We start from the raw sequence: 20859 nt of genomic DNA, 5'->3' as shown, positions 1-20859 counted from the left end.
GTGCGCGGATTATAGGGGGAAATCCGCTTGTCTTGCACTGCATCATCGCCTTCGAAGCCGCTCCGGCAGCACAAAAGCCGGGGCATCAGGTCAGGCAGACCACACCTTCCCACAGCGCACCGCCCAGCGTGGGCGCGTGGATCAGTCCGAACACGCCGAAGCCCAGCACCAGCAGGCCGGAGGCGAAACGCACCTTGGCGTTGCGGGTGAAGTCGCGGAAGCGCTTGAACAGCATGCCGGCCAGCAGCAGATTGGGCAGCGTGCCGAGGCCGAAGGCGAGCATCAGCCCTGCGCCACGGGCGCCGGAGCCGGTGACGAGCGCGGTCGCCAGGATGGAATAGGTCAGGCCACAGGGAATGAAACCCCACAGCAGGCCCAGCGGCAGCGCCTGCTTGACCGAACGCGCCGGCAGGAAATGGCGGGTGGTGGGCTGGATGCGGCGCCACAGCACGTGGCCGGCACGCTCGACCGGCGCCAGCAGGCGGGTGAAGCCGGTCAGATAGAGGCCGAGCGCAACCAGCATCAGGTTGGCGAGCACGTACAGGCCCATCTGCACCGGCAGCATGCCGTCGTACAGCATGCCGACCGAACCCAGCGCGCCCACCAGGCCGCCGAGCGCGGTGTAGGTGCTGATGCGGCCGACGCTGTAGGCCAGGTGCAGCGGCCATTGCGGCCTGCTGCCGGGCACCTGCACCTGGGCGGTCAGCGCGCCGACGATGCCGCCGCACATCGACACGCAGTGCGTGCCGCCGAGCAGGCCGATCAGGAAGACGGCGAAATAGCCGGTTTCAGGCATGGTCGAAACGGGACCGGAAGGGGGCCAGAGGGGAAAGACTGCCTATTCTACGCCGCTGGCACGCATACTGCTGCGGCATGCGGCCGCAGGCGGACACCCCCGTCCAGGCAGCTCCCTGGCGGCACGTGATACCCGCCCGCCCCTCAGATCACGCGCGAGTAGCGCGCGCGCTCGCGGTCTGCGCGCAGATAGCGGTCGAACACCATGGCGATGCCGCGCACCAGCAGGCGGCCGGCCGGCTCGACGCTGATCCAGTCGCCGTCGATCCTGACCAGGCCGGCCTTCTGCATTTCCTGCAGGTCGGCGAGTTCGCTGGCGAAATACTCGCGGAAATCGATCAGGTGGGCGATCTCGATCGACTGCATCGACAGCTCGAAGTGGCACATCAGCGCCTGGATGATCGAGCGCCGCAGCAGGTCGTCCGCGTTCAGCTCGATGCCACGCAGCACCGGCAGCTCGTCGCGGTCGAGGGCGTCGTAGTAGTCGTCGAGCGTCTTGACGTTCTGTGCATACACCGGGCCGATCTTGCCGATCGCCGACACGCCGAAGGCCAGCAGGTCGCATTCGGCCTGGGTCGAATAGCCCTGGAAGTTGCGGTGCAGCCGGCCCTGGCGCTGGGCGACGGTCAGTTCGTCGTCCGGCTTGGCGAAGTGGTCCATGCCGATATAGACGTAGCCCGCTTCGGTCAGGCGGCGGATGCCGAGCTGCAGCAGTTGCAGCTTGGTGTCGGCGGTGGGCATGTCGTCCTGCGAGATGCGGCGCTGCGGCTTGAACAGGCCCGGCAGGTGCGCATAGCTGTAGAGGGAGACGCGGTCGGGCGAGATCTCCAGCACCTGTTCGAGCGTACGGTTGAAGCTGATCACGTTCTGCCTGGGCAGGCCGTAGATCAGGTCCATGCTCACCGACTTGAAGCCGTTGCCACGTGCGGCATCGATGACGAGCTTGGTTTCCTCGAAGCTCTGGATGCGGTTGACCGCCCGCTGGACGTCCTCGGCGAAATCCTGCACGCCGACGCTCATGCGGTTGAAGCCGAGTTCGGCCAGCAGCGCGACGGTGTCGTAGTCCACCTTGCGCGGGTCGACCTCGATGGAATATTCACCGTTCGGCACCAGCGTGAAATGCTCGCGCACCGATGCCATCAGTTGCCGCATTTCGTCGTGCGACAGGAAGGTGGGCGTTCCGCCGCCCAGGTGAAGCTGCGTCACCTGGTGGCCGCCCTCCAGACAGGCGGCCTGCATCTCGATCTCCTTGGCCAGGTATTTCAGGTACTTGGCCGAGCGCCCGTGATCCTTGGTGATGATCTTGTTGCAGGCGCAGTAGTAGCAGATCGTGTTACAGAACGGGATGTGGAAGTATAATGAGAGAGGTTTGCTGACGCCGCCGATGGCGCGTTTGGCAAGCCAATCCTTGAGGGCATCAGCGTTGAATGCCTCGACGAAGCGATCCGCAGTGGGATAGGACGTGTACCGCGGACCGTTGATGTCGAATCGGCGGATGAGCTGCGGGTCGAAGATGAGTTCGTTCTGGTCGGTCATGATCTGAAACTTGAGTGTCTGCCGAACAATGGCAGAACACCACAATATTTTGGTTGACGTGGATCAACGGGCAGGAACAGACCGGAACCGATGGACTGATGAGGGCGCCCGAGACAGTGTCTGAAGGAAACGGAATTATCGTGCAGATGAGGGCAAGCGTGCCAGTGACCATGAACGGGCTGAAGACCGCCTGTTCGCAATGCAATCTCGTGGAGCTGTGTCTGCCCTTCGGCATGTCCGACAGCGAGCTGCACCAGCTCGACGAACTGGTCGGCGGCCGCCGCAAGGTCAAGCGCCAGCAGAGCCTGTATCGTGCGGGTGATCCTTTCGAGGCGATCTACGCCATTCGCGCCGGCTCGTTCAAGACCGACGTGCTGCTCGAGGACGGCCGCGACCAGGTGACCGGCTTCCAGATGACGGGCGAGATCCTCGGCCTGGACGGCATCAGCACCGAAAGCCACAGCTGCAACGCGGTGGCGCTGGAAGACAGCGAAGTGTGCGTGATTCCCTACGCCAAGCTCGAGCAGCTGTCGCACGAGGTCGAAGGCCTGCAGCACCAGTTCCACAAGGTCATGAGCCGCGAGATCGTGCGCGACCACGGCGTGATGATGCTGCTCGGCTCGATGCGCGCCGAGGAGCGGCTGGCGGCTTTCCTGCTCAACATGTCGCAGCGCTTCACCGCCCGCGGCTTTTCGGCGGCCGAATTCCACCTGCGCATGACGCGCGAGGAAATCGGCTCCTACCTCGGCCTCAAGCTCGAGACGGTGTCGCGCGCCTTTTCCCGCTTCCAGGAAGAAGGCCTGATCGCCGTGCAGCAGAAGCACATCCGCCTGCTCGACACGACCAGGCTGCGCAAGCTGGTCCAGCATCAGACGGCCGGCTGCGGGCGCTGAGAGCGCCTGCCTCCGGCCTGCCTTTGCCCCCTTCCCGTCTCGCTGCCTCGACCGCCCCGTCAGACGACCGCAGCCAGATAGCCCGCAGCGTTCTTGCTCAGCGCCACCGACACGATCCACGCATACACCGCGAGCGCGGCGGCAAACGCGGACAGCCGCTGCGAGCGCGTCCTGCCGCGCTTGAGGGCGACGGTGCCGAGCACGATATAGGCGATCAGCCCGATCACCTTGGCTGTCACCCAGCCAGCCTCGAAGGGATACTGCTGGATCATCACCGCCAGCACGATCGCCGTGATCAGCAGAACGCTGTCGACGACGTGGGGCAGCACCCGCGCCGGCAGGCTCTTCAGCAAGGGGCTGCCGCTGATCATCCAGTAGCCTCGCAGCAGGAAGCCCAGGATGCTGAGCGCCACGCAGGTGACGTGAAGATGCTTGATGGCGAAATACATGTTCTTCCTTTTTTCCAGGGGCGGCACGGCCGCCGCAGCCCCTGCCCTCAATTAGAATGGAGGCCGACAAACGAGACGGCTTCCCATCAGGAGCGCCCGCACATGGCCAGCACCCCACCCATAGACATCCCCGCGCTGCTCAAGCGCATTCCGCTTTTCAGCGAACTGTCCGCAGCCGACATCGAGCGCATCGCCCGCTACACCCGCGACCGCCACATCGCCCGCGGCGAAGTCCTGTTCCAGCGCGGCGACCAGCCGCATGGCTTTTACTTCGTCGTCTCGGGTCAGGTCAAGCTCGCCTTCTCCTCGCCGCAGGGCACGGAAAAGGTCGTCGAGATCATCGGCCCGATGCAGAGTTTCGGCGAAGCGGTGATGTTCATGAACAAGCCCTACCCGGTGTTCGCCGAGGCGCTGACGGAAACGGCGCTGATCCACGTCGGCCAGGCCGTGGTCAGCGAACTGATCGACCAAGACCCCTCCTTCGCCCACAAGCTGCTCGCCGGCATGTCGATCCGCCTGCACGGCCTGATCCAGGACGTCGAGACCTACTCGCTGCGCTCGAGCATCCAGCGCGTGATCGGCTATCTGCTGCAGGTCGCCGACAGCGACTCGCCCTGCGAGATCGACCTGCCTACCAGCAAGCAGGTGATCGCCTCGCGCCTGAACCTGACGCCCGAAACCCTGTCGCGCATCTTCCACGACCTCAGCGAATCCGGCCTGATCAGCGTGCACGGCAAGCACATCACGCTGCACGACCCTGCCCGCCTGGCACGCCACCAGGTCTGAGCACGCGGCTCAGGGCTCCAGCACGTAGCTTCCCGGTGCCGGGCACAGCGCCGGGAAAGTGTCGTTCGCGACCGGCCGCGCCTCGATCTCCGGGCCGACACGAGGCTTGAGCCAGCGCATCCAGTCCTCCCACCAGCTGCCCTGGTGCTGCTCGGCGCGCTGGTGCCAGCTGTCGGCGGTGTCGGAACGGCGCGCATCGGCCACCCAGTAGCGCCGCTTCGGCGGATGCACGATCGGATTCAGGATGCCGAGGATGTGCCCCGAGCTCGACAGCACGTAGCGCCGGCTGCCGACCACATGGTTGTTGATGGCGAAAGTCTGGCGCCAGGGTGCGATGTGGTCGTCCTCGGCTGCGACTGCGTACAGGGGCTGGCGGATCAGCGACAGGTCGAGCTTTTCACCGGCGACTTCGAGGGCGTTGGGCTGGATCAGCCGGTTGTGCAGGTAGAGTTCGCGCAGGTACCAGGCATGCATCTCATACGGCATGCGCGTGGAGTCCATGTTCCAGTACAGCACGTCGAAGGGCGGCGGCGTCTCGCCGTACAGCCAGCCATTGACCACGTACTGCCAGATCAGGCTGTTCGAGCGCAGCAGGCGGAAGGAAGCCGCCATCTCGGCCCCATCCAGATAGCCCTTCTGCGCCATCTTGCTGCACAGGTAGTCGATGCTGCTCTTGTCGATGAAGACTTCGATGTCGCCCGGCTTATGGAAGTCCACCAGCGTGGTGAACAGCGTCCAGTCGGCGACCGGCACCGCATCCTCGCCATGGCGGCGGTTGGCCCAGGCCATGTACATCGCCAGCGCCGTACCGCCGATGCAGTAGCCCACCGCGTGGACCTGCCGGGCAGCGGTGAACTCGCGCGCGACACGCACGATGGTATCGACGCCTTCGAGCAGGTAGTCGTCGAACGTGAGTTCGTGCATCGAAGCGTCCGGGTTCTTCCAGCTCGTGATGAAGAGGTCCAGTCCCTGATCGAGCAGGAAGCGGATCATGCTCCGCTTCGGCGTCAGGTCGAGCACGTAGAACTTGTTGATCCAGGGCGTGACGATGACCACCGGTTCGGCGTGGACGCGCGGCTGGCTGGGGGTGTAGTGGATGACTTCGAGCAGGCGGTTGCGGAAGATCACCGCGCCCGGCGTGGTGGCGAGGTTCTCGCCGACCTTGAAGTCGTCGGGATCGGTCATCCTGATCTCGCCCGCCTTCAGGTCGGCGACGAAATTCTCGAGACCGCGCACGAGGCTGACGCCGCCGCTTTCGACCGCCTTGCGCAGGGCCACCGGGTTGGTCGGCAGGAAATTGGTCGGCGCCACGGCATTGAGCCAGTTGCGCCACCAGAACGCCGCCCGCCGCCGCTCCTTGTTCGACAGCGCCGGTGTCTCGTAGAGCATGTCCTGGGTGTGATGGGTGAAGGCCAGATACCACTCCTTGATCAGGTCCCAGGTCGGCGACTCGGTCCACACCGGATCGGCAAACCGCGTGTCGTCCTGATGCGGTTCGATCGGATCGGTGCTGGGCAGGCCGGCTGCACGATTCCAGGTATGCCACTGCAGGCGCCACAGGTCGGACGACAGCCGCATGGCTCGCTCGGCAAGCTCCTGGGGGTGGGCCAGCCAGGCGAGTTGTGCATGGACGATGGGCGCAGCCAGCCCCAGCGGATCGGCCGCCTCGGCGAGGCCCTCGTTGATGCGGTGCAGGGTCTTGTAGAACTCCGGCGGCCGGGGTGCGGCGGACTGGGCCTGCCCGGCCGCGTCGCCTTCTCCCCGATTCCGCTTCTTCGTCGATTCCCCGGTTTTCTGGTTCATGGCCGATCTCCCATGCGATTCATTGAATGGCGTAAGCCTGGCCGGGCTCGGGCATCAGCACATGCCGCCATCCCAGCCGGTCGTGGATGGCATCGACCAGCGCCAATGCGCCGAGCGGCTCTCCATGCACGACGAAGGTATGCCGCGGCGCCTGCCTGAAATGCCCGAGCCAGTCGAGCAGTGCGGGCTGGTCGGCATGCGCCGACAGGCCCCCGATGGTATGGATGCGCGCACGCACCGGCACCCGTTCGCCGAACAGCGTGACCTGCTGCGCCCCATCGACCAGCCGGCGACCGAGCGTGCCCGCGGCCTGGAAGCCGGCGATGACGACCGCGCATTCGCTGCGGCCGAGGTTGTACCGCAGATGATGCCGGATCCGCCCTGCATCACACATGCCGCTGGCCGAGATGATCACCAGGCCGCCGCGGACTTCGTTCAGCGCCATCGACTCTTCGACGTCCTGCACAAAGCGGACGTCGAAGCGTCCCTGGCTGGACTGCCACCAGGCGTAGAGCGCCTGCGTCTCCTCGTCCCAGAGCTCACGGTGGTCCAGGGTCAGCGCCGTGACCGCCGAGGCCATCGGCGAATCGACGACGACCTTCAGCGGCCCGAGGCGGCCTGCGCGCACCAGATCGGCCAGTACGAACAGGATCTCCTGCGTCCGACCGACTGCGAACGCCGGAATCACGACATTGCCGCCACGCCCGTGTACCGTCTGCTGTATGGCATCGACCAGTTCATCGTAAGTGGCTTCGAGCGGCCGGTGGGCACGGTTGCCGTAGGTCGATTCCACACACAGCACATCCGCGCGCTCGACAGGCACCGGATCGCGTACCACCGGGCGCATCGGCTGGCCGAGATCGCCCGATGCCACCAGACGCTTCGCTGCCGCGCCCATACCGACATCGATCTCGATGATCGCCGAACCCAGGATGTGCCCCGCTTCGCGAAAGCGGCAACGCACTCCCGGCCCGGGCTCGAAGTCCGTCTCGTAGGCGACGGGCCGCAGGCGCGCCAGGCTGATGCGGGCCTGCTCGACAGTGTAGAGCGGCGTCATCTCCGCACGATGGCGGGCACGGCGATTGTGCGCATTGCGCAGGGCCCACTCGGCTTCCTTTTCCTGGATGTGCGCGGAATCCATCAGCATGATGCCGAGCAGGTCCACCGTCGCGGACGTGGCCAGGATCGGTCCCTTGTAACCAAGTGCGACGAGTCGCGGCACGAGGCCGCTGTGATCGAGATGGGCATGCGTCAACAGAACGAAATCGATCTGCCTGAGGTCGAAATCGAGCGCACGGCGGTTTCGCACCTCCGCCGTCCGCCCGCCCTGGAACAGGCCGCAGTCCACGAGGAAACTTCCATGCTCGTGATCGACTCGCAGACATGACCCCGTCACTTCGCCGGCTGCACCCATGAAGCTCAGTTTCATCACTTATCTCCCTGCCATGCACGATGCGCCCCTGGAACGGCAGACCGTTTGACGCTCGTCAAACCCGATGCCGCTGCGCAGCCAGCTATAATCGAATTGCACACAACCGACAGGAGGCATACACCATGTTCAAACACATCCTCGTTCCCACTGATGGTTCCACGCTGTCGGAAGGCACGGTTTCCCGTGCAGTGACCTTCGCCAGTGAAGCCGGGGCGCGCATCACCTTCTTCTACGCCCAGCCCGATTTTCCGATGCCGATCTACGGCGAAGGCGCTTTGATCGACCCCACCACGCCGGAACAGTTCGCAAAATCCGCGGCAGCGGAAGCACAATCCATCCTCGACAAGGCGAAAGCCGTTGCCGACAGCGCAGGCGTCGTGGCGGCGACCGATACGGTCGTCAACGAGATTCCTTACGAGGCAGTGATCGATGCCGCGGATCGCCACGGCTGCGATCTCATTTTCATGGCTTCGCATGGCCGCCGCGGCATCGCCGGCCTGCTGCTCGGCAGCGAAACCCAGAAAGTGCTGACGCACAGCAAGATTCCGGTCCTCGTCTATCGCTGAACGGCGGACGTCGACGGCGCGAAATGCAGAACGGCCCTCACGGGCCGTTCTGCATTTCCGGGTCCGGCAGCGGGATATCAATTCCGCCGATTCAGCTCGCTGGCACTGCGTTGCAAAAAGATCGTGCACAGGCTGGAGGCTGCGCACACCAGCCAGAAGCCGAGGAAGCCGATCGAATAGGTCGCCAACTCGCCATAGTCGACCGGCTGCCCGAACAGGTAGAGCTGTTGCGGATCGATCACGGTAAAGAAGACTGCCTCGGCCATTGCCGCAACCAGGAATGACGGCCACAGCACCTGTATCCATTTCAGCATCGCATCTCTCCTTCGCACGGGAGAATTATGACATTGCTCTCAGCAGCCCGTTCCGGCCCTTCGATTTCGGCCATGTTGCGAAGCCGAGATCGAGCCATCCTCATGTCGATGAGGATGGCGGCCATGGACGGGCTGAGCAGACCGGCATCGCTGCCGGGCAACAGTTGGGGTGTTCTTTCAATATAGCCGGTAAACGGCTCAAGCACCTGCCGGGTCAATCCAGATTTCCGTCTCCGTCGGAATATAGGTGTCCCCGCTCATGCGCCAGCTGCGGGCCTCGTCCTCCAGCAGGAACTGCCAGCGCCCGGTGCTCAGGGGCGCCAGTGCAGCCTGGTAAACACCACCGGCACCTTCGATCAGCATTGCCTGGTCCATGCCGCCGCGCGTGGGGTGCGAAACCGTGAGATGAAGCCGGGCAGGCAGCTTCCCCGTATCGAGCGCATCGAGCTCGATACGAATCGAGTCGCTGCGCACGACGAGGTGCGCCCTCAGGCCGAGCTCCTTCGCATGCTCGGCACGCTCCATCGTCTGGACGATGGCTCGCCCTTCCTTGTAGTAATCGTCGACCACCATGCCGTCGAAGGTATTGATGGCGATCACCAGGGTCGCGATCCCGGCGACGACTGCAATCGCCGGAAAGCTGATCAGGAACCAGGGCCAGCCCTGCTTGTACCACGGTGGCGGCGTCTTCTCTGTCAAGGTCGTATTCATTTTGGAATGAGGAAAGTCGTTTCTTCGGTGATGGTCAGGCCGGAATCATCTTCCGCAGTGATCTGGAAGGCAATCGTGTTCGCGCCCGGCTGGCCCTGGTCGTAAGGCACGAGAACCTGGGTCGTCAGCGAATGCGTTGCAGCCGGACCGACCTCGACACTCTGCGCGCTGCCGATCCTGGCCCCGGGAATGCCCACGACATCGATGCGGAAGGTGCGCGACGCTTCGGACATGTTGATCACATGCAGGTTGTACACGTTCTCGATCATGCCACCTTCGATCTCGCGTCCGAGCGAGGAGCGGTCGCGAATCACGTCGACCCGCAGCGGCTCGCGGTTCGCCAGCAGCAACACGAATCCGACGCACATCGCCGCAAGAATGAAGCCGTAGATCAAGGTACGGGGGCGGAAGACATGTCCGAGTATCTCCTTGCGCCCCCACCCCTTCTTCACCGCGTTATCGGTCGAATAGCGGATGAGGCCGCGCGGGTACTGCATCTTGTCCATCACCTGGTCACAGGCGTCGATACAGGCCCCACAGCCGATGCATTCGTATTGCAGGCCCTGCCGGATGTCGATTCCGGTCGGACAGACCTGGACACAGATGCTGCAATCGATACAGTCTCCCTTGCCCACCGTGCTGGGATCGACCCCCTTCCGGCGCGAACCGCGCGGTTCGCCGCGCCCCTCGTCATAGGTGACGACCAGGGTGTCAGGGTCGAACATCACCGCCTGGAAGCGGGCGTAGGGGCACATGTACTTGCACACCTGCTCGCGCATGACACCCGCGAACAGATAGGTGAAGCCCGCATAGAACAGGATCCAGAACGCTTCCCATGGCCCGAAGGTGAAGCCCGGCGCGGCTGCCAGCAATTCCTGCAGCGGTGAGAAATAGGCTACGAAAGTGAAGCCGGTCCATAGCGAGAACAGCCCCCAGACGAAATACTTGGTCGTCCGCTTGAGCAGCTTCTCGCCGTTCATCGGCATCTTGTCGAGCTTCTGCTGCTTGCCGTGGTCGCCTTCGATCTTCTGCTCGAACCACATGAAGATCTCGGTGTACACCGTCTGCGGACAGGCATAGCCGCACCACAAGCGGCCTGCGATGGCAGTGAAGAAGAACAGCGCGTAGGCGGAGATGATCAGCAGCAGGGCGAGGAAGAGCACGTCCTGCGGCCAGAAAACCCAGCCGAAGATGTAGAACTTGCGTTCGGTGAGATGGAACAGGACTGCCTGGCGATCGTTCCAGGTCAGCCATGGCAGTCCGTAGAAGACGATCTGCGTGATCCACACCAGGGCCCAGCGCCAGTTGGCGAACAGGCCAGTGACGGCACGCACGTATAGCTTGCGGCGTGATTCGTAGAGCGACTCGCTCGATTCGGAAGAACTCTGCTTGGCCGATTTCTTCGGCTGTGGGGATGGGCTGCTCATGGTGCCTCTGACCGATGAATTCTTGTTCTTGTTCTATGGGTAGCCCCGGGAGGACCCCCTCCTCCCGGGGATGGAACTGCTTTTACTGCACCGACTGTTACTGCTTGCTCAGGCTCAGCACGTAGGCCGTCAGCAGGTGAACCTTGTCCTCACCGAGGAACTCGCCGAAGGCCGGCATCTGGTTGCTACGGCCATGGGTGACGGTCTCGATGATGGTTGCTTCCGACGAGCCGTACAGCCAGGCCTTGTTGGCCAGGTTGGGCGCGCCGAGCATCGGGTTGCCGGTGCCATCGGCGCCGTGGCAGGCCACGCAGTTGGTGTCGAAGGCATCCTTGCCACGCTGGGCGCGCAGCGAGTCGTGCGCCAGGCCCGACAGCGAACGCACGTAGTTGGCGACGTCCTTGACGCCTTCTGCCCCCAGGATCGGGCCGAAGGGCGTCATGATCCCCATGCGCCCACCGGTGATGGTGGCCTTGATCGTCTCGGGATCACCGCCCCACTGCCATTCGTCGTCGGTCAGGTTGGGGAAGCCCTTGTTGCCCTGTGCAGCCGAACCATGGCATTGCGCACAGTAAGTCAGGAACAGGCGCTTGCCCATCGCGTTCGCCTCCGGATCGGCAGCCACGGCCAGCACGTCCATCTCGCGGTATTTGGCGAAGATCGGGCCGTAGCGCTCTTCGGCCTTGACCATTTCGGCGTCGTACTGCGCCCACTGGCCACGGTGCTGGTTCACGTTGCCGAAGCCCGGATAGATCGCCAGATACGTGACGGCAAAGATGATCGTGAGCCAGAACAGATACATCCACCAGCGCGGCAGCGGATTGTTGTATTCGGCGATCGTCTCGTCCCACACGTGGCCGTGCAGTTCGACCGGTCCCTTTTCGCGCTTGGTCATGTTCGACACCAGCACGAACACGCAGAACAGGATGGAGAGGGCCACCAGGACCATCACATACATGTTCCAGAAACCGCTGATAAAGTCAGCCATTTGCTTTTCCCTCTTGGTCTTGCCGGCGATCGGAGGCCGGCAGGTCATCATCGCTCAGGGGCAGGCGCGCCGCCTCGTCGAATCCCTTCTTGGCGTGCTTGCTGTATGCCCAGACGACGATGCCCAGGAAGCACAGCAAGCCCAGAACAGTGAACAGGCTTCTGAGGTCATTGATATCCACGACGCGCCCAGTCCTTACTTAAAGTCCGAAATCGCAGTGCCCAGACCCTGCAGGTACGCAATGATGGCGTCCAGTTCGGTCTTGCCTTCGAGGGCGGCGGGTGCGGCGGCGATATCTTCCTCGCTGTATTTGTGCAGGCCCACCTTGTTGAGCGCACGCATCTTCAGCTGGATGTCGTCGGCCTTGACCGGACGATCGAGCCAGGGGAACGCAGGCATGTTGGACTCGGGCACCACGTCGCGCGGATTGAGCAGGTGCGCACGCTGCCATTCGTCGGAATAGCGGCCGCCGACACGCGCCAGATCGGGACCGGTACGCTTGGAGCCCCACTGGAACGGGTGGTCGTAGATGAACTCACCCGCCACCGAGTAGTGGCCATAGCGCTCGGTTTCGGCGCGGAACGGACGGATCATCTGCGAGTGACAGTTGTAGCAGCCTTCGCGGACATAGATGTCGCGGCCGACCAGACGGACCGGGTCATAGGGCTTGACGTCGAGCGCATTGCCCTTCTGGTCGATTGCCGTCGTCGTCGAGTGCTGGAAGAACAGCGGCACGATTTCCACCAGACCGCCCACGCTGACGGTCATCAGCGACAGAACGATCATCAGGAATACGTTGCGCTCGATTTTTTCGTGTTTCGATTGAGCCATGTTTGTCGTTCTCCGATCAGGCGTGAGCGGCCGCGGGTGCGAGCACCGGCGCTTCATAGGCCTTCTGGCCGGCGATGGTCTTCACCATGTTGTAGAACATGATCAACATGCCGGTAAGGAACAGCACGCCGCCGATGAAGCGGATGGTCCAGAACGGATAGCTGGCCTTGACGCTCTCGACGAAGGAGTAGGTCAGCGTGCCGTCGGCGTTGGTCGCACGCCACATCAGGCCCTGCATCACGCCCGAGATCCACATCGAGGCGATGTAGAGCACGATGCCGATGGTGGCGATCCAGAAGTGCGCGTTGATCAGCTTGACGCTGTACATCTCGGTCTTGCCGTACATGCGCGGCAGTAGGAAGTAGATCGAGCCGATCGAGATCATCGCCACCCAGCCCAGCGCGCCGGAGTGCACGTGGCCGACGGTCCAGTCGGTGTAGTGCGACAGCGCATTCACGGTCTTGATCGACATCATCGGACCTTCGAAGGTCGACATGCCGTAGAACGACAGCGCGGTGATCAGGAACTTCAGGATCGGGTCGGTGCGCAGCTTGTGCCAGGCGCCCGACAGCGTCATGACGCCGTTGATCATGCCGCCCCAGGACGGTGCCAGCAGGATCAGCGAGAACACCATGCCGACGGACTGGGTCCAGTCGGGCAGTGCGGTGTAGTGCAGGTGGTGCGGGCCGGCCCACATGTAGGTGAAGATCAGCGCCCAGAAGTGCACCACGGACAGGCGGTAGGAATACACCGGGCGGTCAGCCTGCTTCGGCACGAAGTAGTACATCATGCCCAGGAAGCCCGCGGTCAGGAAGAAGCCCACGGCGTTGTGGCCATACCACCACTGGACCATCGCGTCCTGCACGCCGGCATAGGCGGAGTAGGACTTCATGCTGGTCATCGAGATGGGGATTGCGGCGCTATTGACGATGTGCAGCAGCGCAACGGTGAGGATGAAGCCGCCGAAGAACCAGTTCGCGACGTAGATGTGCGAGACCTTGCGCTTGGCGATGGTGCCGAAGAACACGATTGCGTAGGACACCCAGACGATCGCGATCAGGATGTCGATCGGCCACTCGAGTTCGGCATACTCCTTCGAGCTGGTATAGCCGAGCGGCAGGGTGATCACGGCCAGCAGGATGACGAGTTGCCAGCCCCAGAAGGTGAAGGCGGCCAGACCCGGCGCAAACAGCCGGGTATGACAGGTTCGCTGCACCACATAGTAGGACGTGGCGAACAGCGCACAACCGCCGAATGCAAAGATCACGCCATTGGTATGAAGCGGACGGAGCCTGCCGAAATGCAGGAATTCGTGAACGTTCAGTTCAGGCCACACGAGCTGTGCCGCGGCGATGACGCCGACGAGCATGCCCACGATGCCCCACACCACCGTCATGATGGCGAACTGGCGCACGACTTTATAGTTATAAGTCGCTTGCGATTGCATGTGAGTCACCTCTTAGTTGAAAACCCCTTCTTGAGCCACGCCACCCGACCGGATGCGCACGTCCCCAAAGGCCGGGACGAAGGATACGCAGGGATCGAGACCTCAATTTGATACAGATCAACATTGTATTGCAGTGTGTCAGCAGGAGGAAGCCGAGCGGCGTATTCACGCTGGCTGCAGACACCGTTCTGCAAGTGGAGACAAGATTCGCAGGCGAAAAAAAAGGGTGCGAATCAACGCACCCCCAACCCCAACAGAGAGACAAAAAAGCCTGTTTCGGACCGCTGCCGCGTGGTCGCCTGAAACCGTTGGAACCAAGTGTGCCGCAACGGGAAAAAATCAAGTTGACCTAGGTCAACCCGCAGGCACTTCCTTCAGGGTTCCCGCGCCTTCGCCACCTCCTCGTCCTTGCGCTCCGGAGCCTCGGCGTCCTTGGGCAGTTCATCGCGATCATCGAGCAACAGGCGATAGGCCGGGCCCTCCAGGTCATCGTACTGGCCATTGCGCAGCGACCACCAGAACAGCCCGCCGATGACGAACACCAGTACCACGGAGAGCGGGATGAGGAGATACAGGCTTGCTTCCATGTCGGGACTCGTCCATTCCCTTATTTGTCGGTGCGCGGCACGCGCTGCAGGCGCATCGCGTTCAGCACCACCAGCAGCGAGCTGCCGGCCATGCCGACACCGGCCATCCAGGGCGTGATCAGGCCCAGCATCGCCAGCGGCACCGAAGTGAAGTTGTAGGCAAAGGACCACCACAGATTCTGGCGGATGATCCGCAGCGTCTTACGCGCAAGCAGCACCGCCTGCCCGAGGCTGCCGAGGTTCTCGTTGAGCAGCACGATGTCGGCCTGGTTGCGGGCCAGTTCCGTGCCGCCGCCCATCGCCACCGAAACGTGGGCCTGAGCCAGCACTGGTGCATCGTTGACGCCGTCGCCGACCATCGCCACCACCGCCGTCGGCGTCTTTTGCAGGCCGGCGATCCAGGCTTGCTTGCCTTGCGGGCTCATGCCGCCATGCGCTTCGGCGATGCCCAGTTCATCTGCGACCGCGGCAACTGCGCGCGGTGCGTCGCCGGAGAGCACGCCGAGCTCGATGTCGTCCTCGGCAAGCTGCCGCACCAGAGGTCCGGCCCCCGCACGCAGCGTATCGGCCAACCTGAACAATCCCTGCCAGCCTGCGGCGGAAGCCAGCGCCACCACCGTTCCGCCGCGCTCGGCAAAGGTTTCGAGCACGGTCGGCGGCGTCAGGCCGGCAGCCTCGGCGACATACTGGGGGCGGCCGATCCAGAACGCCTCGCCATTCATGACGCCCTGCATGCCTTGCCCCGTCTCGGCGCGCAGCGCATGCACTGCCGGCAACGCCATGTCCTGCGCCGCCTCGCGCAGGCCGGCAGCCACCGGATGCTCCGATCCCTGTTCGATCGCCGCGGCCAACGCGGTCAGTTCGGCTGCATTCCGCCCGCCGAGCGGCAGAATCTCGTCCAGCCGCATGCGTCCGTGGGTCAGCGTGCCGGTCTTGTCGAACACGAAATGCGTGGCATTGGCCAGCGTCTCGATGGCGTGGCCGCGCGTGACCAGCACGCCCATGCGCGCCATGGCGTCGGTGCCCACGGTGAGCGCGGTCGGCGTGGCCAGTGACAGGGCGCACGGGCAGGCAACCACCAGTACCGACACGAACACCCACAAGGCCCGTTCGCTGTCGATGAAATACCAGGCGATGCCGGTCAGGCTGGCCAGCGCCAGCAGCGTCACGATGAACCACTCCGCCACCTTGTCGGACTGCGTCGCGACGCGCGGCTTCTCCGTCGCCGCGCGCTCCATCAGCCGGCGGATGGCCGCCAGCCGCGTCTCGTCGCCGACGTGCTCGACACGGAACAGCAGCGGCGACGAGACGTTGATGCTGCCGCCGGTCAGCAGATCGCCGGCCCGCTTGGCGACGGGCAGGCTCTCGCCGGTCAGCAGCGCCTCGTTGACTTCGCCCACGCCCTCGACGACGACGCCGTCGGCCGGAATCACTTCACCCGGGCGGACCCGCAGCACGTCGCCCACCGCCAGTTGCGAGGCCGGCACGCGCTCGGCGGCGACCTGTTCGGGCCAGTCCGCCAGCCGCTCGGCGAAGGACGGCAGCACCTTGCCCAATTCCTCGACGCCACGCACCGCCTTCTGGCGCGCCACCATCTCCAGGTAGCGCCCGCCGAGCAGGAAGAACACGAACATCGTCACCGAGTCGAAATACACTTCCGGCCCGTCGGTCAGCGTCGCCCACAAGCTGGCGAGGAAGGCACTGCCCACCCCCACCGCGACCGGCACGTCCATGCCCAGCCGGCGCAGGCGGATGTCGCGCACCGCGCGCTGGAAGAAGGGCGCCGCCGAATACAGCACTACCGGCAGGGTCAGCAGCAGGCTGGCCCAGCGCATCAGCAGCTCCATGTTCCAGCTCATGTCGCCCTCGCCCGCCACATAGACGGGGAAGGCGTACATCATGACCTGCATCATGCCGAAGCCGGCGACGAACACCCGCCACAGCATCGAGCGGCGCTCGCGGTCGGCGATCTGCTCGGAACGCTCGGCATCATAGGGGTAGGCGCGGTAACCGATCGCCTGGATGGCGCCGAGAATGTCGGAAAGCTTGATCTTGCGCTCGTCCCAGCGCACCCGCACGCGCCGCGTCGCATAGTTGATCTCGACCGCGGATACGCCTTCCTGGCGGGCGACGTGCTTCTCGTTCAGCCACACGCAGGCGGCACAGGTGATGCCTTCCAGGATCAGCGAGGCTTCGCGCTCGTGCTCGCCCACCGGGCGGACGAAACTCTTCTGGAAATCCGGATGGTCGAACAGGCCGAGTTCCTGCAGCTCGACCGGCATCGCCTCGCGCCGCGTCTCCGGCATCGCATCGCGGTGGCGGTAGTAGTCCACCAGGCCGTTGTCGACGATGGAGCGGGCAACGGCCTCGCAGCCGACGCAGCACATCCGCCGGTCGCGGCCATCGATGCGAACATGGTGCTGCGTTTCGGGCGGAATGGGCAGGCCGCAGTGATAGCAGTCGGCCTCCCGGCCCTGGGTTGCGGCGACAGACGGCGAATCGACAGAGGGAGAAGCAGCGGAAGGGTCGGCAGCAGTCATCGGCAACAACAATATGAAGCCGCCCCTGAAGGATGAATCCTTCAGGGGCGGTTGAAGCGGGGCGCCCCGCCATGGGACGGCCCGTTACGGGGCGGCCCGTTGGGATGGCCCGTTTTTAGCACATTTCCCCCTGCCCGACCATTGCACGGCCGCCTGCGCTGCGGCGGCGTGCCGCAGCGCAGGCGGGAGAACTCACCCGGCGCTCACTTCGCCGCCATGCGGATGGCGCCGTCGAGGCGGATCACCTCGCCGTTCAGGTAGGCGTTCTCGATGATGTGGCGCACCAGCCCAGCGAACTCGGCCGGCTTGCCGAGACGCGACGGGAAAGGAACCATCTTGCCCAGCGAATCCTGCACTTCCTGGGGCATCCCCATCAGCATCGGCGTTTCCATGATGCCCGGCGCGATCGCCATGACCCGGATGCCGAAGCGCGACAGCTCGCGCGCCACCGGCAGCGTCAGCCCGACCACGCCGGCCTTGGACGAAGCATAGCCTGCCTGCCCGATCTGGCCGTCGAACGCGGCAACCGACGCCGTGTTGACGATCACGCCCCGCTCGCCACCGGCGTCCGCTTCGGCCTTGCTCATGACGTCGGCCGCCAGCCGGATCATGTTGAAGGTGCCGATCAGGTTGATCGACACCGTGCGGGCGAAGGAATCCAGCCGGTGCGGCGCCTCGCGGCCGACGACTTTTTCGGCCGGCGCCACGCCGGCGCAGTTGATGAGCCCGTTCAGGCCGCCAAAACCCGACACCGCACGATCGATCGCCGCCTTGCCGCTCGCCTCGTCGGTGACGTCGGTGGCGACGAAGGCCGCGACCGCGCCCAGTTCGGCAGCCAGCGCCTCACCCGCCTCGCGATTGACATCGGCCAGCACCACCCTGCCCCCCGCTTCCACCAGCATGCGCGCCGTTGCGGCGCCCAGGCCCGAGCCGCCACCGGTCACAACGAATACGCCATTTTCGATCTGCATCGCCAACCTCCCCGTCTGTGGTCTGATAACTGAATGTCAGCCCGCAAACATAGTTCACGTTGACGTTAACGTCAATAAAAGCAGACCCTCCGCCCCAACCTTCTCCGCCGGACGACCTCGAGGCCATCCCCGCTCAGACCCGGCTCACAACCTCATCGCGCAGGCGGCTCCGGCTACCGAGCGCCCAGACGACGAAGGTCGCCAGCACCAGCCCCTCGATCAGCATCGCCCGCTGTACGCCGACCTGTGCCGCCAGCAGGCCGGCAAGCAGACCGCCGATGGCGTCGAAACCGAAACGCGTCGAACTGAAGAAGGACACGACCCGCCCTCGCAGATGATCGGGCGCCAGGGTCTGCAACAGCATGTTGGTGGCGACATTGCCGATCGAGATGCCCAGACCCAGCATGCCCATGGCCAGCAGCGAGAGGGGCAGGAAACGGTTGTACGAGAACGTCAGCAAGCCCAGCGCACCGATCGCCGCACCGCTGAGGATCACCGCCACCAGGCCGGGCAGGTGCTTGCGTGTGGCCAGGAACACCGTGCCCAGGAAGGCACCCGCGCCAGCCGCGCCCCACAGCATGCCGAGCATGCGCGCATCGCCGGCGAAGACATCCTTCGCGAACACCGGCAGCAATACCGCATAGCTCGATGCCGTCAGGTTCGTCATCGCCAGCGTGAGGATCAGCGTCCGGATCGCATAAGTGTTCCACACATACGCCAAGCCTTCGCGGAACACCGATGCCGTGCTGCCGCTCGCGCGCGGCGAGGGCGCCACGCGAATCCGCCACACGCCGAAGGCCAGCGCGGTGAACGACAGCGCGTTGAGCATGAAGCAGAAGGCCTCCGACGTCAGCCCGAGCAGCAGACCAGCCAATGGCGGCCCGAGAAAACGCCCCGCATTGAACGCCATCGCGTTCAGCGCCAGCGCATTCGGCAGATCGGCCCGGTTGCCGACGAAGCTGTTGATCTGCGACTGCCGCAGCGGCGTATCGAAGGCATTCAACACCCCCAGCAGCACCGACATCGCGACCAGCAGGTCCGGTCCGGCCAGCTCGAACCGGGTCAGTACTGCCAGCGACAAGGCCTGCAGCGCCAGCAAGCCCTGCACCAGGATCAGCAGCCGGCGCTTGTCGTGGCGATCGATCCAGGCTCCCGCCAGGGGGGCCACCAACAGCATCGGCACCAGCGCGGCAAACGTGGTGATGCCGAGCAGCGCCACCGACCCGGTCAGCCGATAGACCAGCCACGACATCGCCACCTGCTGTATCCAGGTGCCGAGGATCGATACCACCTGCCCCAGGAAGTAATAGCGGAAATTGCGGTGCCCCAGCGCGCGGATCGGACCGGGCAAGGCGCTGCGTACCTCGGAGGGATCAGCCTGCATGCCCGGCACCATCCCTGTGAGCCGCCCCAGCCTGAAGGCCGGGGCTTCCTCGCCACGAACTTGTCGAGCTTCCGGCTCCAGGAACGCTCGTCTCGCTGGCCCCGCCATGAATGGCAGAGCTTGTACTCGACCCGTGGCCAAGCCCGACGACGACCATCACCATGCCCTTCCCCTTCTGCACGCAGGCCGCACGCCGCGGCAACAGACTCCACGGCCGGAACCGGAAAAGCAAAAAGGCCAGCCCCGAAGGAATGGCCTTTTTGCTTGATTCTGGTGCCGGCAAGAGGAGTCGAACCCCCGACCTTCGCATTACGAATGCGCTGCTCTACCAACTGAGCTATGCCGGCTGAGGGCGCGGACTATAGCCCATTGCCACGGCAGTTTCAAGCAAAGCTCGACTTTTGATTCCGAGTCCGCAAAATCGATGAAAAAAACTTTTTCGCCCATGTTCATTTTTTTGGTCGCCTGCACTACACTTCGCCCCCATTCGGGGCAGGAGGAGACACGCTCCAATCAGAACGCGACGCCGGGGGCATGCCCCCGGCAGCCGCGCCCACGCTGCCGCATGACGGCGCCCGCACCTGAACCTCCCGTATTTCCGCTCATCCCGCCATGGCCGGCCTCGACCTCTTCGAAATCGCCCTCATCGGCCTTGCCGCATTTGCTGCCGGCGCGGTGAACTCGGTCGCCGGCGGCGGCACCTTCTTCTCGTTCCCGGCGCTGCTCGCGGTCGGCGTGCCGCCGGTCATCGCCAATGCCAGCAACGCGGTCGCGCTGTGGCCGGGCAGCCTTGCCGGCGCCTGGGCCTTTCGCCGCGAACTCAAACGCTTCTCGAAGAGCCTGCCGATGCTGTCGGTCGTCGCCTTCATCGGCGGCATCGCCGGCGGCCTGCTGCTGCTGGCGACGTCGAACGAATCCTTCTCCCGGCTGATTCCGTGGCTGCTTCTCGCCGCCACCGTGCTGTTCGCCTTCAGCAACCAGATCTCGGCGCTGGTCAAGCGCTGGAAACCCGCGCCCGCGGGAGCGGACGAACACCACATCGGCCCGGGCGGCTTCGCCTTCCAACTGGTGGTGTCGATCTACGGCGGCTTCTTCGGCGCCGGCATGGGCATTCTGATGATCGCCGCGCTCGCCATCCAGGGTTTCAAGGACGTGCTCGAGATCAACGCGCTGAAGAACTGGCTGTCGGCCATCATCTACAGCGTGGCGGTGGTCACCTTCGTCGTCGCCGGCGCGGTGTCGTGGCCGCACACCATCATCATGATCGTGACCGGCACCTTCGGCGGCTACTGGGGCGCGGCCGTTGCCCGCAAGGTTCCGGCAATCTGGCTGCGGCGCTTCATCATCGGCGTCGGCAGCGTGCTGACGGTCTACTACTTCGGCAAGACGCTCTGAAAAC

Annotated in this window: 20 protein-coding genes and 1 tRNA gene; 4 read left to right on the top strand and 17 right to left on the bottom strand. The window is 64.3% G+C overall.

The window, feature by feature from the left end:
* Positions 1-85: 85 nt before the first annotated feature.
* Together NX068_RS14385 and hemN are read right to left on the bottom strand one after the other, a co-directional pair.
* Entirely contained in the window at positions 86-796 is a 711-nt protein-coding gene (locus tag NX068_RS14385) for a sulfite exporter TauE/SafE family protein (protein ID WP_263461944.1), read from the bottom strand.
* A gap of 143 nt (positions 797-939) precedes the next feature.
* A complete protein-coding gene (hemN, locus tag NX068_RS14380) occupies positions 940-2331 on the bottom strand; it encodes an oxygen-independent coproporphyrinogen III oxidase (RefSeq protein ID WP_263461943.1) in 1392 nt (463 codons plus the stop codon).
* 146 nt (positions 2332-2477) lie between these two features.
* On the opposite strand from hemN, the gene fnr reads away from it, so the two are divergent.
* Entirely contained in the window at positions 2478-3224 is a 747-nt protein-coding gene (gene fnr, locus NX068_RS14375; protein WP_068636186.1) for a fumarate/nitrate reduction transcriptional regulator Fnr, read from the top strand.
* Positions 3225-3283: 59 nt separating this feature from the next.
* Here the strand turns inward: fnr and NX068_RS14370 are convergent, their stop codons facing one another.
* Entirely contained in the window at positions 3284-3673 is a 390-nt protein-coding gene (locus NX068_RS14370; RefSeq protein ID WP_263461942.1) for a SirB2 family protein, read from the bottom strand.
* Between the two features lie 102 nt (positions 3674-3775).
* Here NX068_RS14370 and NX068_RS14365 point away from each other — a divergent pair, with 102 nt between their 5' ends.
* Entirely contained in the window at positions 3776-4459 is a 684-nt protein-coding gene (locus NX068_RS14365) for a Crp/Fnr family transcriptional regulator (protein ID WP_068636184.1), read from the top strand.
* 9 nt (positions 4460-4468) lie between these two features.
* On the opposite strand, the gene NX068_RS14360 is transcribed toward NX068_RS14365, so the two are convergent.
* Together NX068_RS14360 and NX068_RS14355 are read right to left on the bottom strand one after the other, a co-directional pair.
* Positions 4469-6262 carry a PHA/PHB synthase family protein gene (locus NX068_RS14360; protein ID WP_263461941.1) on the bottom strand — a complete coding sequence of 598 codons (1794 nt, stop codon included), beginning with the start codon at positions 6260-6262 and terminating at the stop codon, positions 4469-4471.
* Positions 6263-6281: 19 nt separating this feature from the next.
* Positions 6282-7691, bottom strand: a complete 1410-nt coding sequence (locus NX068_RS14355) for an MBL fold metallo-hydrolase RNA specificity domain-containing protein (protein ID WP_263461940.1) — start codon at positions 7689-7691, stop codon at positions 6282-6284.
* A gap of 125 nt (positions 7692-7816) precedes the next feature.
* On the opposite strand from NX068_RS14355, the gene NX068_RS14350 reads away from it, so the two are divergent.
* On the top strand, positions 7817-8260 hold the full coding sequence (locus tag NX068_RS14350) for a universal stress protein (RefSeq protein ID WP_263461939.1): 444 nt from the start codon (positions 7817-7819) through the stop codon (positions 8258-8260).
* Positions 8261-8337: 77 nt separating this feature from the next.
* On the opposite strand, the gene NX068_RS14345 is transcribed toward NX068_RS14350, so the two are convergent.
* The 12 genes from NX068_RS14345 to NX068_RS14290 all read right to left on the bottom strand — a co-directional run bounded on the left by NX068_RS14345 (position 8338) and on the right by NX068_RS14290 (position 19807).
* Positions 8338-8574, bottom strand: coding sequence for a hypothetical protein (locus NX068_RS14345; protein ID WP_068636180.1), 237 nt, complete (start codon positions 8572-8574; stop codon positions 8338-8340).
* Between the two features lie 198 nt (positions 8575-8772).
* Positions 8773-9273, bottom strand: a complete 501-nt coding sequence (locus tag NX068_RS14340) for a FixH family protein (protein WP_442806746.1) — start codon at positions 9271-9273, stop codon at positions 8773-8775.
* An 8-nt stretch (positions 9274-9281) separates the two neighbouring features.
* Entirely contained in the window at positions 9282-10712 is a 1431-nt protein-coding gene (gene ccoG, locus NX068_RS14335; RefSeq protein ID WP_263461937.1) for a cytochrome c oxidase accessory protein CcoG, read from the bottom strand.
* A gap of 97 nt (positions 10713-10809) precedes the next feature.
* Positions 10810-11700, bottom strand: a complete 891-nt coding sequence (ccoP, locus tag NX068_RS14330) for a cytochrome-c oxidase, cbb3-type subunit III (RefSeq protein ID WP_263461936.1) — start codon at positions 11698-11700, stop codon at positions 10810-10812.
* Positions 11693-11881 (bottom strand): CcoQ/FixQ family Cbb3-type cytochrome c oxidase assembly chaperone, encoded by a 189-nt coding sequence (locus NX068_RS14325; protein ID WP_068636176.1) that lies wholly within the window; start codon positions 11879-11881, stop codon positions 11693-11695. The genes ccoP and NX068_RS14325 overlap by 8 nt, the downstream gene beginning before the upstream one ends.
* Positions 11882-11895: 14 nt before the next feature.
* Positions 11896-12531, bottom strand: a complete 636-nt coding sequence (ccoO, locus tag NX068_RS14320) for a cytochrome-c oxidase, cbb3-type subunit II (RefSeq protein ID WP_263461935.1) — start codon at positions 12529-12531, stop codon at positions 11896-11898.
* Between the two features lie 16 nt (positions 12532-12547).
* A complete protein-coding gene (ccoN, locus tag NX068_RS14315; protein WP_263461934.1) occupies positions 12548-13978 on the bottom strand; it encodes a cytochrome-c oxidase, cbb3-type subunit I in 1431 nt (476 codons plus the stop codon).
* Between the two features lie 374 nt (positions 13979-14352).
* Positions 14353-14565: a cbb3-type cytochrome oxidase assembly protein CcoS gene (gene ccoS / locus NX068_RS14310; RefSeq protein WP_263461933.1), complete on the bottom strand. Its 213-nt coding sequence runs from the start codon at positions 14563-14565 to the stop codon at positions 14353-14355.
* A 20-nt stretch (positions 14566-14585) separates the two neighbouring features.
* A complete protein-coding gene (locus NX068_RS14305; RefSeq protein WP_263461932.1) occupies positions 14586-17105 on the bottom strand; it encodes a heavy metal translocating P-type ATPase in 2520 nt (839 codons plus the stop codon).
* 203 nt (positions 17106-17308) lie between these two features.
* A complete protein-coding gene (locus tag NX068_RS14300; protein WP_263461931.1) occupies positions 17309-18076 on the bottom strand; it encodes a 3-hydroxyacyl-CoA dehydrogenase in 768 nt (255 codons plus the stop codon).
* Between the two features lie 133 nt (positions 18077-18209).
* Entirely contained in the window at positions 18210-19460 is a 1251-nt protein-coding gene (locus NX068_RS14295; RefSeq protein WP_263461930.1) for an MFS transporter, read from the bottom strand.
* Positions 19461-19731: 271 nt separating this feature from the next.
* Positions 19732-19807, bottom strand: a tRNA-Thr gene (locus NX068_RS14290).
* A gap of 265 nt (positions 19808-20072) precedes the next feature.
* Here NX068_RS14290 and NX068_RS14285 point away from each other — a divergent pair.
* On the top strand, positions 20073-20855 hold the full coding sequence (locus tag NX068_RS14285) for a sulfite exporter TauE/SafE family protein (RefSeq protein ID WP_263461929.1): 783 nt from the start codon (positions 20073-20075) through the stop codon (positions 20853-20855).
* Positions 20856-20859 lie beyond the last annotated feature (4 nt).

Origin of the sequence: Thauera carbonicopians, from assembly GCF_025699485.1 — a bacterium.
Taxonomy (GTDB): Bacteria; Pseudomonadota; Gammaproteobacteria; order Burkholderiales; family Rhodocyclaceae; genus Thauera.
The sequence above is the reverse complement of the archived record's forward strand: the minus strand, read 5'-3'. Positions and strand labels throughout refer to the sequence as shown.

Bases quoted from the DNA above. Each gene is read 5' to 3' on its own strand.
- NX068_RS14385 (WP_263461944.1), bottom strand. From the start codon at position 796: ATGCCTGAAACCGGCTATTTCGCCGTCTTCCTGATCGGCCTGCTCGGC.
- hemN (WP_263461943.1), bottom strand. From the start codon at position 2,331: ATGACCGACCAGAACGAACTCATCTTCGACCCGCAGCTCATCCGCCGA.
- fnr (WP_068636186.1), top strand. From the start codon at position 2,478: ATGAGGGCAAGCGTGCCAGTGACCATGAACGGGCTGAAGACCGCCTGT.
- NX068_RS14370 (WP_263461942.1), bottom strand. From the start codon at position 3,673: ATGTATTTCGCCATCAAGCATCTTCACGTCACCTGCGTGGCGCTCAGC.
- NX068_RS14365 (WP_068636184.1), top strand. From the start codon at position 3,776: ATGGCCAGCACCCCACCCATAGACATCCCCGCGCTGCTCAAGCGCATT.
- NX068_RS14360 (WP_263461941.1), bottom strand. From the start codon at position 6,262: ATGAACCAGAAAACCGGGGAATCGACGAAGAAGCGGAATCGGGGAGAA.
- NX068_RS14355 (WP_263461940.1), bottom strand. From the start codon at position 7,691: ATGAAACTGAGCTTCATGGGTGCAGCCGGCGAAGTGACGGGGTCATGT.
- NX068_RS14350 (WP_263461939.1), top strand. From the start codon at position 7,817: ATGTTCAAACACATCCTCGTTCCCACTGATGGTTCCACGCTGTCGGAA.
- NX068_RS14345 (WP_068636180.1), bottom strand. From the start codon at position 8,574: ATGCTGAAATGGATACAGGTGCTGTGGCCGTCATTCCTGGTTGCGGCA.
- ccoG (WP_263461937.1), bottom strand. From the start codon at position 10,712: ATGAGCAGCCCATCCCCACAGCCGAAGAAATCGGCCAAGCAGAGTTCT.
- ccoP (WP_263461936.1), bottom strand. From the start codon at position 11,700: ATGGCTGACTTTATCAGCGGTTTCTGGAACATGTATGTGATGGTCCTG.
- ccoO (WP_263461935.1), bottom strand. From the start codon at position 12,531: ATGGCTCAATCGAAACACGAAAAAATCGAGCGCAACGTATTCCTGATG.
- ccoN (WP_263461934.1), bottom strand. From the start codon at position 13,978: ATGCAATCGCAAGCGACTTATAACTATAAAGTCGTGCGCCAGTTCGCC.
- ccoS (WP_263461933.1), bottom strand. From the start codon at position 14,565: ATGGAAGCAAGCCTGTATCTCCTCATCCCGCTCTCCGTGGTACTGGTG.
- NX068_RS14305 (WP_263461932.1), bottom strand. From the start codon at position 17,105: ATGACTGCTGCCGACCCTTCCGCTGCTTCTCCCTCTGTCGATTCGCCG.
- NX068_RS14300 (WP_263461931.1), bottom strand. From the start codon at position 18,076: ATGCAGATCGAAAATGGCGTATTCGTTGTGACCGGTGGCGGCTCGGGC.
- NX068_RS14295 (WP_263461930.1), bottom strand. From the start codon at position 19,460: ATGCAGGCTGATCCCTCCGAGGTACGCAGCGCCTTGCCCGGTCCGATC.
- NX068_RS14285 (WP_263461929.1), top strand. From the start codon at position 20,073: ATGGCCGGCCTCGACCTCTTCGAAATCGCCCTCATCGGCCTTGCCGCA.